The sequence below is a fragment of the Clostridium sp. AM34-11AC genome (assembly GCF_003435375.1).
Lineage (GTDB): Bacteria > Bacillota > Clostridia > Lachnospirales > Lachnospiraceae > Pilosibacter > Pilosibacter fragilis.
Window position 1 is genome coordinate 1 of sequence record NZ_QWGL01000049.1, and the last position, 11,919, is coordinate 11,919.

Annotated in this window: 12 protein-coding genes and 2 pseudogenes; all 14 read left to right on the forward strand. The window is 42.5% G+C overall.

What is annotated here, in order from left to right:
- Positions 1-41 precede the first annotated feature (41 nt).
- Positions 42-179 (forward strand): annotated as a pseudogene (locus DW826_RS16570) (DUF523 domain-containing protein); the annotation flags it as partial.
- A 73-nt stretch (positions 180-252) separates the two neighbouring features.
- Positions 253-1,647 carry an FtsK/SpoIIIE domain-containing protein gene (locus tag DW826_RS16575; protein ID WP_009243527.1) on the forward strand — a complete coding sequence of 465 codons (1,395 nt, stop codon included), beginning with the start codon at positions 253-255 and terminating at the stop codon, positions 1,645-1,647.
- Positions 1,648-1,830: 183 nt separating this feature from the next.
- Entirely contained in the window at positions 1,831-3,027 is a 1,197-nt protein-coding gene (gene mobT, locus DW826_RS16580) for a MobT family relaxase (protein WP_009243526.1), read from the forward strand.
- Between the two features lie 12 nt (positions 3,028-3,039).
- The gene (locus DW826_RS16585) at positions 3,040-3,174 is read left to right on the forward strand and encodes a DUF3789 domain-containing protein (protein WP_009243525.1); all 135 of its coding nucleotides are present in this window, start codon (positions 3,040-3,042) and stop codon (positions 3,172-3,174) included.
- 1 nt (position 3,175) lies between these two features.
- The gene (locus DW826_RS16590; RefSeq protein ID WP_006354966.1) at positions 3,176-3,397 is read left to right on the forward strand and encodes a hypothetical protein; all 222 of its coding nucleotides are present in this window, start codon (positions 3,176-3,178) and stop codon (positions 3,395-3,397) included.
- An 85-nt stretch (positions 3,398-3,482) separates the two neighbouring features.
- A complete protein-coding gene (locus DW826_RS16595) occupies positions 3,483-4,001 on the forward strand; it encodes a signal peptidase II (protein WP_009243524.1) in 519 nt (172 codons plus the stop codon).
- 98 nt (positions 4,002-4,099) lie between these two features.
- Entirely contained in the window at positions 4,100-4,396 is a 297-nt protein-coding gene (locus DW826_RS16600; RefSeq protein ID WP_083816214.1) for a conjugal transfer protein, read from the forward strand.
- On the forward strand, positions 4,315-4,818 hold the full coding sequence (locus DW826_RS16605) for an antirestriction protein ArdA (protein WP_009243523.1): 504 nt from the start codon (positions 4,315-4,317) through the stop codon (positions 4,816-4,818). Before DW826_RS16600 ends, DW826_RS16605 begins: the two co-directional genes overlap by 82 nt.
- 17 nt (positions 4,819-4,835) lie before the next feature.
- The gene (locus DW826_RS16610; RefSeq protein WP_009243522.1) at positions 4,836-5,339 is read left to right on the forward strand and encodes an antirestriction protein ArdA; all 504 of its coding nucleotides are present in this window, start codon (positions 4,836-4,838) and stop codon (positions 5,337-5,339) included.
- Between the two features lie 118 nt (positions 5,340-5,457).
- The gene (locus DW826_RS16615) at positions 5,458-5,856 is read left to right on the forward strand and encodes a conjugal transfer protein (RefSeq protein WP_004843362.1); all 399 of its coding nucleotides are present in this window, start codon (positions 5,458-5,460) and stop codon (positions 5,854-5,856) included.
- A complete protein-coding gene (locus DW826_RS16620) occupies positions 5,834-8,284 on the forward strand; it encodes an ATP-binding protein (RefSeq protein WP_009243521.1) in 2,451 nt (816 codons plus the stop codon). Before DW826_RS16615 ends, DW826_RS16620 begins: the two co-directional genes overlap by 23 nt.
- The gene (locus DW826_RS16625) at positions 8,284-10,494 is read left to right on the forward strand and encodes an MFS transporter (RefSeq protein WP_009243520.1); all 2,211 of its coding nucleotides are present in this window, start codon (positions 8,284-8,286) and stop codon (positions 10,492-10,494) included. Before DW826_RS16620 ends, DW826_RS16625 begins: the two co-directional genes overlap by 1 nt.
- Positions 10,491-11,498 (forward strand): bifunctional lysozyme/C40 family peptidase, encoded by a 1,008-nt coding sequence (locus DW826_RS16630; RefSeq protein WP_009243519.1) that lies wholly within the window; start codon positions 10,491-10,493, stop codon positions 11,496-11,498. Before DW826_RS16625 ends, DW826_RS16630 begins: the two co-directional genes overlap by 4 nt.
- Before the next feature lie 16 nt (positions 11,499-11,514).
- A pseudogene (locus DW826_RS16635) lies at positions 11,515-11,880 on the forward strand (conjugal transfer protein); the annotation flags it as partial.
- Between the last annotated feature and the right edge of the window lie 39 nt (positions 11,881-11,919).

Below are 11,919 nucleotides of genomic sequence, written 5' to 3' on the forward strand. Positions count from 1 at the left end.
AGAATATAAATTTTTACTGACAACTACCTTGACAATCAGCGCAATCAAGAAGCCCAACTTGTGCAGTCAAGAATATTTATGATGGTAGTTTTACGGGGAAATTGATAAAAGGTCAAGGTCTATTTGCACAAGCGTTAATTGAGGCTGGATATAAAGTGTTGGACTCAGAAGATTTTTAATGAATGGTAATGAAAAAGCAGTTAGTCTTAGGATTGACTGCTTTTTTCGTACCTAGAAAGGAGTGATTGATTTATGCAAAAGATTTGGAACAAAGGACACCGTATCAGAGCCAGCGACAAGCACCTTGTCTATCACTTTTCCATAGGGACGCTTCTGTTTGTATTCGTGGCGGTTCTTTTGCTACTGAATATCAAACAGCTCATGCGTACCGATTGGGAGCATTTCAGCTTGTTAGAGAACGGCTTGACGCTTTCTCCTTATAACTTCATAACCATACTGATAGCGACTGGTGTTTGTGCATTGGTCGCTTTTCTATATTACCGCTTCTGTTACGACAGTTTCAAGAAGCTCCTGCACCGTCAAAAGCTGGCAAGAATGATACTGGAAAACAAGTGGTATGAAGCTGATACCGTACAAGACAGCGGTTTTTTTACTGACCTGCAAAGCAGATCAAGGGAAAAAATCGTCTGGTTTCCAAAGATTTATTATCAAATGGAAAAGGGACTGCTTCATATCCGCTGTGAAATTACACTGGGGAAATATCAAGACCAGCTTTTACGGTTAGAGGATAAATTGGAAAGTGGCTTATATTGCGAGCTGACCGACAAGACTCTGCATGACGGCTATATCGAATATACCCTGCTTTATGATATGATAGCGAACCGCATTACCATTGATGAAGTACGGGCAGAAAAAGGCTGTCTTAGACTGATGAAAAATCTTGTCTGGGAATATGACGCACTCCCTCACGCTCTTATCGCTGGTGGGACTGGTGGCGGTAAAACCTATTTTCTGCTGACGCTCATTGAAGCTTTACTGCATACCAACGCTGTCCTTTATATCTTAGACCCGAAGAACGCTGACCTTGCAGACTTGGGGACAGTTATGGGAAATGTGTATCACACCAAAGAAGAAATGATTGATTGCGTCAATGCCTTTTATGAGGGCATGGTACAGCGAAGTGAGGAAATGAAGCGACACCCGAACTATAAGACGGGCGAAAACTACGCCTATCTGGGACTGCCACCCTGCTTTCTTATCTTTGATGAATATGTAGCATTTTTTGAAATGCTTGGGACAAAAGAAAGCGTGAGCTTACTTAGCCAGTTAAAGAAAATCGTTATGTTAGGGCGACAAGCAGGTTATTTCCTTATTGTTGCCTGCCAGCGTCCAGACGCAAAGTATTTCTCGGACGGTATCAGAGATAACTTCAACTTCCGTGTGGGATTGGGGCGTATCAGCGAATTAGGTTACGGTATGCTGTTTGGTTCAGATGTGAAAAAGCAGTTTTTCCAGAAGCGTATCAAGGGGCGTGGCTATTGTGATGTGGGAACAAGCGTTATAAGCGAATTTTACACGCCTTTAGTCCCGAAAGGACATGATTTTTTGCAGACTATCGGCTCTCTTGCACAAGCAAGGCAGGACGGGACGGCGACGTGCGAAGCGAAAGGCGACGGCACGGACTAGCCGTTGCTGGTGTGGCGTAAGCCACGCCAGCAGGTAAAACCCCTCGGTATCTAACAGAGGGGTACGTTTGCAAATAGACAATAGACAAAAAACATAGGAAACATAAGGCTTCTGGCATGGTTTCCTAGCAAAAATCGGCTGTGAAGTCGCCTTAAAAAACTTCACACTTTACAGATTGGGGGTATGGTTCTGAATGAAGAACAATGGATAAAAGAATTACGGGAGAAACGGATTGCTTACGGTATCTCACAAGGCAGACTGGCGGTGGCTTCTGGTATCACAAGGGAATATCTCAACAAGATAGAAAGTGGAAAAATGAAGCCGTCAAAGGAGCTTCTAGAAACTCTGTATAAGGAACTGGCAAGGTTCAATCCAGAAGCACCGCTTACCCTGCTGTTTGATTATGTAAAAATTCGTTTTCCCACGCTGGATATACAGCACATCATCAAAGACATATTAAAACTGAATATCAATTATATGCTCCATGAAGATTACGGGCGTTACAGTTATACGGAACATTACTCTTTAGGGGACATCTTTATCTATACGTCGGCTGACGAAGAAAAAGGTGTCCTTTTGGAGTTAAAGGGGCGTGGTTGCAGGCAGTTTGAAAGTTACCTGCTGGCACAGCAAAGAAGCTGGTATGATTTTCTCATGGACGCACTCGTAGACGGTGGCGTGATGAAGCGTATCGACCTTGCTATCAACGACCATACGGGCATTTTGGATATTCCAGAGCTTGCGGAAAAATGCAGAAAACGGGAATATATCGGAAAGTCCAGAAGTTATAAGTTTTATCAGTCGGGCGAGCTTATCAAGCACAGAGAGGACGATAGAGAATATATGGGACGTACCCTTTATCTTGGTTCGCTGAAATCAGATGTGTATTTCTGTATCTATGAAAAGGACTATGAGCAGTACGTCAAGTTAGGGACACCTCTGGAAGAAGCCGACATTATCAACCGTTTTGAGATACGGCTTAGAAATGAACGAGCCTATTATGCAGTACGAGATTTGCTGACCTATTATGACGCAGAGCAGACCGCTTTTTCTATCATCAATCAATATGTGCGGTTTGTTGATGAAGAACCCGACAAGCGAAAAAATGACTGGAAACTCAACGATCGCTGGGCGTGGTTTATCGGTGATAACAGACAGAGCTTGAAGCTGACGACAAAACCAGAGCCTTACACCTTAGACCGCACGCTTCGTTGGGTACAAAGGCAGGTAGCACCAACCTTGAAAATGCTGAAAAAGATTGATAAGGGAAACGGCACAGACTACATGGAAACAATCGAACAGCAGGCAAAGCTCACAGAAAAGCATGAAATGATAATCAAACAGCAGACGACCCCTGCAAAAGATTTAGTGGAAAGTTAGGAGTGATAAAAAATGTGGGAATTAGGAAAAGACTTACTGCTGGTATCTATGGGAATGGGTATTGGTATAGTTTTGATGTGTATTTTGAATGTTGGCAAAGAAGCCGATAGATACATGGAAGAAATCAAAGAAAGAGAGGACAAATAATATGAATTTCGGACAAAATTTATATACATGGTTTTTAAGCAACGCCCAAAGCTTAGTGCTTATGGCGATTGTGGTTATCGGTATCTACTTAGGGTTCAAACGTGAGTTTTCAAAGCTCATCGGTTTCTTGGTAGTTGCCCTTGTTGCCGTTGGTTTAGTATTCAATGCTGGCGGTGTAAAAGATGTACTGTTAGAGCTGTTCAATAAGATTATCGGTGCATAAAATTATATTGTAGTGCTGATATAAGAATGTTATAATGTGGATATTGAAGAATGTAACAACTTTGAATTGAGAGGAGCTATGATTGATGAAAAAATTTAAGCCTTTCATTATTCCTATATTGTTATTGGTAATAATTGACCAGACTGTTAAAATAGTGATTTCTAAATTATTTATGAAATGCGAGTTTGATATAATGATTAAAACTTTAAGATTTAATCCAGAATTAAATACACGTTTATCTTATGGTGGGAATTTTTTTGAATTGTTATCAAGTCCATTTGTTACAATTTTATTGAATATTCTTGTTTTATTCCTCTTTATATCAGGATATATGTTATATCAGACAAAAAAATCACGCACAAGTTTTTGGGTAAAAGTAATAATGATTTGTGGGATAGCTGGAAGTTTATGCAGTCTGATTGATAAGTTGTTTTGGGGAGGGAGTTTAGATTTTTTACAGATACCGACCTTGTTTATTTTTGATTTGAAAGATTGTTATCTTACAGTTGCAGAAGTTATATTTGTTGTTATTGGAATTTTGCATAGTAAAGAAATATCGGTTAAAGAATATCTGCATTTTTGCTGTAATAAATTTAACTTGTAACCTTCCGTTATTACAATTTCATATCCATACACACAAAGTAGTTAGTCTTAGGATTGACTGCTTTTTTCTTACCTAAAATTTCAGATTGGAGTGATGAAATGAACGATATTTTTAGGGATATGCAGGCAAAAGTCGGCTGTGAATACATTTCCGACCTGCCCTTTTACAAGCGTAAGGTGTGGCATGAAATGAAACGATTAAACCCTGCCGATTATAAAGAAAGACAGTTAGAAGATTTTTCAAAGTATGTGTTTGGTATGTCGTATCAGACATTAAAAGATGTGATGAAACAACAGAAAGGACGTGAGGAACAATGCAGGAAACAAAGGTGCTGGTGGAAACGAAAGGAACAACTGGCAAAGAAACAACGTCGTACTGGTTCGACCTGCCGATAGATGTTGCTGAGTTTGAAGAAAAGCTAGGTGTCGGTGCAGAAAGTGGGGATTACCGCATTATCGAAAAGGTGTTGCCTTATGCTGATGAAGTCCACGAACATACAAGTGTGTACCAACTCAACGAATTAGATTATATGTACCACCAGCTTTCCAGCGATATGCAGGAAGAATATACAGCACTTTTGACCGTATATGAGAACTTAGAGGCTCTTTATATTTGCAGGAACGTAATTACCGTTTATCACGACTGTAAAAGCATGATTGATGTTGCAAGGCAAAAGCTGATGAACGACCCGACGTTTAAACATTTATCCGAGGACTGTCAAGAATATTACTTTGACTTTGAAGCCTACGCTTCTCATTTGTTGGAAAATAGACGCTATCTTGTAACAGAACACAGCGTCTTTGAACTGCCAGAGTAGGAAATGAGGTGGTGCTTATGATTGATGATATGGCGGTTTACATTGCTAATCTTGGCAAATACAATGAGGGCTATTTAGTCGGTGCTTGGTTCACATTTCCCATTGACGAGGAAGATGTAAAAGAAAAAATCGGCTTGAATGAACAGTACGAGGAATACGCTATCCATGATACTGACAACTTCCCCATTGCGATTGGCGAGTATGTTTCCATTGAAGAACTCAATGAAATGTATGAAATGATAGAGGAACTTCCAGACTATATCGCAGAGTGTCTGGACGAATTTATCAGCCACTATGGGACGCTGGAAGAAGTCGTGGAACATAAGGACGATATTTACTATTATCCCGACTGTGAAACCATGACAGATGTTGCCTACTACTACATAGACGAATTGCAGGCACTTGGCGACATTCCACCCAGCTTACAGAACTACATTGACTATGAAGCCTACGGGCGAGATTTGGATATGGGCGGTTGCTTTATTGAAACAAGCCGAGGTATGTGCGAGATACCATATTAACGCTGGAAGATCAGCGACAAGCATTGTTGCTACTGACAGCGTATTTCTCTTTTAAGGGACAGTCTGAAACATGGCTGTCCTTTTCTCATTTAGAACTTATGAAAGGAGTTGAAAGAACTTGAAAAAGATTAAATCTTATACGGGTATCTGGAACGTGGAAAAAGTCTTGTATGCAATCAATGACTTTAACTTGCCCTTTCCCGTTACTTTTACACAGATTACATGGTTTGTGATTACGGAATTTATCATCATTTTGTTTGGGGATATTCCCCCACTTTCCATGATTGAGGGAGCATTTCTCAAATACTTTGGTATTCCCGTTGCTCTCACTTGGTTTATGTCGCAGAAAACCTTTGACGGAAAGAAGCCGTACAGCTTTTTGAAATCACAGATAACCTATGCCCTGCGACCGAAAATCACTTATGCAGGAAAAGCCGTAAAACTGCATAAGCAGACCTTGAATGAAACAATCACGGCAGTAAGGAGTGTGAACTATGTTCCCGATAAAATATATTGACAATAACCTTGTCTGGAACAAGGACAATGAGGTGTTCGCTTACTATGAGCTGATACCGTACAACTATTCTTTCTTATCCGCAGAGCAGAAATTTATCGTGCATGACAGCTTTCGACAACTAATCGCACAGTCCCGTGAGGGTAAAATTCATGCCTTGCAGATTGCCACAGAAAGCTCCATACGAAGTATGCAGGAGCAGTCAAAGAAGCTGGTAACGGGAAAATTAAAGGAAGTTGCCTGCCAGAAAATAGACGAACAGACCGAAGCGTTAGTATCTATGATTGGGGACAATCAAGTGGACTACCGCTTTTTTCTTGGCTTTAAGCTCATGGTTACGGAAGAACAGCTCAATCTGAAGAACATCAAAAAATCGGCGTGGCTGACATTTACGGAATTTCTCCATGAAGTGAACCACACGCTGATGAATGACTTCGTTTCCATGCCGAATGATGAAATCAACCGTTACATGAAAATGGAAAAGTTACTGGAAAATAAAATCTCCCGTCGCTTTAAGGTGCGTCGCTTGGAAATCCATGATTTTGGGTATCTCATGGAACATCTTTACGGCAGGGACGGTATCGCCTATGAAGATTATGAGTACCAGCTACCAAAGAAAAACTATAAGAAAGAAACGCTGATAAAATACTACGACCTTATCCGCCCGACAAGGTGTGTGATTGAGGAAAGCCAGCGGTATTTACGATTGGAACATGAGGACAAGGAAAGCTATGTGTCCTACTTTACCGTCAATGCGATTGTCGGGGAGCTTGATTTTCCGTCGTCTGAAATCTTCTATTTCCAGCAACAGCAATTCACATTCCCCGTTGATACTTCTATGAATGTAGAAATCGTGGAAAATCGAAAAGCATTAACGACAGTAAGAAACAAGAAAAAGGAATTGAAAGACCTTGATAACCACGCCTATCAAGCAGGAAGTGAAACCAGCTCAAATGTAGTGGACGCATTAGACAGCGTGGACGAGCTGGAAACAGACTTAGACCAGACAAAAGAAAGTATGTATAAGCTCTCTTATGTAGTGCGTGTATCGGCTGATGATTTGGACGAATTAAAACGCCGTTGTGATGAAGTCAAGGACTTTTACGACGACCTCAATGTAAAGCTGGTGCGTCCTGCTGGGGATATGCTGGGGCTTCATTCTGAATTTCTTCCTGCCAGCAAGCGATATATCAATGACTATGTGCAGTATGTAAAATCAGATTTTCTTGCAGGGCTTGGTTTTGGTGCAACCCAGCAGTTAGGGGAAACTACGGGTATCTATATGGGCTATTCCGTTGATACGGGAAGAAATGTGTACCTGCAACCGTCCCTTGCCAGTCAAGGCGTAAAAGGCACAGTTACAAATGCCCTTGCTTCTGCATTTGTCGGTTCGCTTGGTGGTGGGAAGTCGTTCTGCAACAATCTTCTGGTGTATTACTCCGTTCTCTTTGGGGGACAAGCGGTTATCTTAGACCCCAAAAGTGAGCGTGGCAACTGGAAAGAAACGCTCCCAGAAATCGCCCATGAAATCAATATCGTAAACCTTACCAGCGACAAGGACAATGCAGGACTTCTTGACCCGTTTGTGATTATGAAGAATGTCAAAGATGCTGAAAGTCTGGCAATCGACATCTTGACATTTTTAACGGGTATTTCCTCTAGGGACGGCGAAAAATTCCCCGTGTTACGAAAAGCGGTTCGCTCCGTTACCCAGAGTGACAGTCGGGGCTTGCTCCATGTGATAGACGAGCTACGCCGTGAAGATACGCCCATATCAAGAAATATCGCAGACCATATCGACAGCTTCACGGACTACGACTTTGCACACCTGCTGTTTTCAGACGGTACGGTAGAAAATGCTATCAGTCTGGATAACCAGCTCAATATCATTCAAGTAGCGGACTTAGTATTGCCAGATAAAGATACCACTTTTGAGGAATACACGACCATTGAATTATTGTCGGTGTCTATGCTGATTGTGATTAGTACCTTTGCCCTTGATTTTATCCATTCGGACAGAAGTATTTTTAAGATTGTAGACCTTGACGAAGCGTGGGCGTTCTTAAATGTGGCACAAGGAGAAACGCTCTCTAACAAGCTGGTTCGTGCTGGACGAGCTATGCAGGCAGGCGTTTATTTTGTTACCCAGTCTGCCTATGATGTTTCAAAGGAAAGTCTGAAAAACAATATCGGCTTAAAATTCGCTTTTCGTTCTACTGACATCAACGAGATAAAACAGACCTTAGAATTTTTCGGTATCGACAAGGACGACGAAAACAACCAGAAACGCTTGCGTGATTTGGAGAACGGACAATGCTTATTGCAGGACTTATACGGGCGTGTCGGTGTGGTACAGATACACCCCGTTTTTGAAGAACTGCTACACGCCTTTGATACCAGACCGCCCGTACAGAGAAATGAGGTGGAGTGATGAAAGAAAGGATAAAAGGTGCGTTCACAAAAAAGAAGATTTTCCACTTTCTCAAAATGGCTCTGTTCGTGGTGGCACTCTCCCTTATCCTGCTTTCACTTCTGGGGACGGTGGCTCATGCGACGGGGCTTGTGGACGATACCATAAACGCAGAAAATCTATATTCAAAATATCCCCTTTCCAACTACCAGCTTGATTTTTATGTAGATAATAGCTGGTCGTGGTTGCCGTGGAACTGGCTGGACGGGATTGGAAAATCGGTACAGTACGGGCTTTACTGTATTACCAACTTTGTCTGGACTATCAGTTTATATTTAAGCAATGCCACGGGCTATGTGGTGCAGGAAGCCTATAAACTGGACTTTATCAACGATATGGCAGACAGTATCGGAAAGAGCATACAGACCCTTGCAGGCGTAACACAGAACGGTTTTTCCAGCTCTGGCTTCTATGTTGGTTTCCTGCTTCTCATTATCTTAGTGGTGGGACTTTATGTTGCTTATACGGGATTGATAAAAAGGGAAACGAGCAAGGCACTTCACGCTGTTATCAACTTTGTTGTGGTGTTTGTGCTGTCCGCTTCGTTTATTGCCTACGCTCCCGACTACATCAAAAAGATAAATGAATTTTCAAGTGATATTAGTACCGCTTCTTTGGATTTAGGAACAAAAATCATGCTCCCCAACTCTGACAGTGAGGGTAAGGACAGCGTGGACTTGATACGGGACAGCTTATTTTCTATTCAAGTACAACAGCCGTGGCTCTTGCTTCAATTTGGTAACAGTAACGCAGAGGAAATCGGGACAGACCGTGTCGAAGCTCTCGTATCGGCAAGCCCAGAGGACGAGGACGGAAAGACCAGAGAGGAAGTCGTGAAAACAGAAATCGAGGACAACGACAACAACAATCTGACGATACCGCAGGTGGTAAATCGTTTGGGTATGGTGTTCTTCCTCTTGTTCTTCAACTTGGGTATCACGATATTTGTATTCTTGCTTACGGGTATGATGTTATTTAGCCAGATACTTTTTATTATCTTCGCTATGTTCCTGCCTATTAGTTTCCTGCTCTCTATGATACCGAGCTATGAAAGCATGGCAAAGCAGGCAATCGTGAGGGTATTTAATACCATTATGACAAGGGCAGGAATTACGCTCATTGTAACGGTGGCGTTCAGCATTTCCAGTATGTTTTATAACATCTCCACGGACTATCCGTTTTTCATGGTGGCGTTCTTGCAGATAGTGTGTTTTGCTGGTATCTATATGAAACTGGGCGACTTAATGAGTATGTTCTCACTTAATGCTGGCGACAGTCAAAGCATGGGACGAAGAATTTTCCGCAGACCGTATCTGTTTATGCGACATCGGGCTAGGCGTATGGAACACCGTATTGCAAGGGCGGTAAGTGCTGGCGGTATTTCGGGCGGTGTCGCTGGTGCGGTAGCTGGAAGTGCCGTTGCTGGCAAACGAGCGGAAAGAAAAAATACAGCTTCTAAAGAAAATCGGGGCAATACCACTTCCAGCATGGGACAACGTGCAGGCTCAAAGGTAGGTGCTGTCTTAGATACGAAAAATAAAGTGAAAGACAAGGCAAACGCTGTCAAAGAGAATATCAAGGATATGCCGACACAGACCGCTTATGCGGTATATTCCGCAAAGGAAAAGGCAAAGTCCAGCGTGTCCGACTTTAAGCGTGGCATGGTGCAGGAAGAGCAGTCCAGACAGTCGGGACGCTTGGAAAAGCAGGAACAGCGTAAGAAGAATATCGCTGATAAGCGTATGGAGCTTCAAAAGGCACAAGAAGCAAGGCAGGCACAGCGAAAGGCTGACGGATCAGCGACAACGGGAGCTACCCGTCCCCATGAGCGACCAGCCACCGCTTCAACCATTCCAAAATCGAGTGCGGAAAAAATGCAGGAAGTCAAACGCCCTGCCACAGCTCCAACTCCGAAAGCAAGTGAGCCAGTCAAGACAAATGTTGTGAAAGAGCGTCCGTTATCTTCTGGTGCTTCTGATAAGAAAACGACCCAACCTGCACAGCCAGTACATAGGCAGAATGTAGAAAAAGTGGTATCAAAGGAAACACGCCAGAATTACAAAGCAGAGCGTACTACAAAGACACAGACCTTTGAACAATCAAAGCGTACAACGGAACATACCGAAAAGAACCGTAACCTTGTAACAAAGAAAGGACAGAAGAAAAAATGAAACTGAAACATATCGCTATCATTGGCAGTCTGTTTCCTATCCTCTTTTCGCTGGTGTTGTTCTTTGGTGTCTTGATTAGTGCGGACAGCGACGACGAGAACAGCAACTTTTCTTCTGGCATTACGGGTATGAACCTATCCGCAGAAGTCTTGAAACATCAGCCTATGGTGGAAAAATACGCCAAAGAATATGGTATCTCCGAGTATGTCAACGTGTTGCTGGCTATTATTCAAGTAGAAAGTGGCGGTACGGCAGAAGATGTCATGCAGAGTTCGGAAAGTCTTGGTTTACCGCCTAATTCCTTAGATACGGAAAGTTCAATCAAGCAGGGGTGTAAGTATTTTGCGTCCCTGCTTTCTTCCTGCAAAAATCAAGGTATCGACGATTTGAATGTAGCGATACAGTCCTATAACTATGGCGGTGGTTATGTGGGATATGTGGCAGGAAAAGGAAAGAAACATACCTTTAACCTTGCAGAGAGCTTCGCCCGTGAGAAGTCGGGTGGAAAGAAAGTAACCTACACCAACCCGATAGCCGTTGCGAAGAATGGGGGCTGGCGGTATGGCTATGGAAATATGTTCTATGTGGAATTAGTCAATCAATATCTGACCGTGGCACATTTTGATAATGCGACGGCACAAGCGATTATGAATGAAGCATTGAAATATCAAGGCTGGAAATATGTGTATGGTGGCAGTAACCCGAACACTTCATTTGATTGTAGCGGACTTGTGCAATGGTGTTATGGAAAAGCTGGTATCTCCTTACCGAGAACAGCACAAGCACAGTATGACGCTACCCAACATCTTCCACTCTCGCAGGCAAAGGCTGGGGACTTGGTATTTTTCCATTCTACCTATAACGCTGGTTCGTATGTAACCCACGTCGGCATTTATGTAGGAAATAATCAGATGTACCATGCAGGCGACCCGATAGGATATGCAGACCTAAGTAGTAGTTACTGGCAACAGCACTTAATCGGTGCAGGACGAGTAAAACAATAGAAAGGACTTGAAAAATATGTTTAAGAAGAATAAGAAACAGACAGAAACTATCAAAGAACCAAAAGAAAAAAAGGTGCGTACTGTTAAGGTAGGCACACATAAGAAAACCGTGATTGCGTTGTGGGTGGTGCTTATCGCAAGCGTGAGCTTTGGAGTGTATAAGAATTTTACTGCTATCGACCAGCACACGACCCATGAAAAAGAAATCATAGAGCTTCGCTTGCAGGACACCACCGGGATAGAAAATTTCGTGAAGAATTTTGCGAAGTCCTACTACACATGGAATAACAGCAAAGAAGCGATTGAAGCAAGGATGCAGGCAATCAGCGGTTATCTGACAAAGGAATTGCAGGACTTGAATGTGGATACCATTAGAACCGATTGTTGTGGTCAAGCTTTTTTGTAACACTTGTGGCTAAAA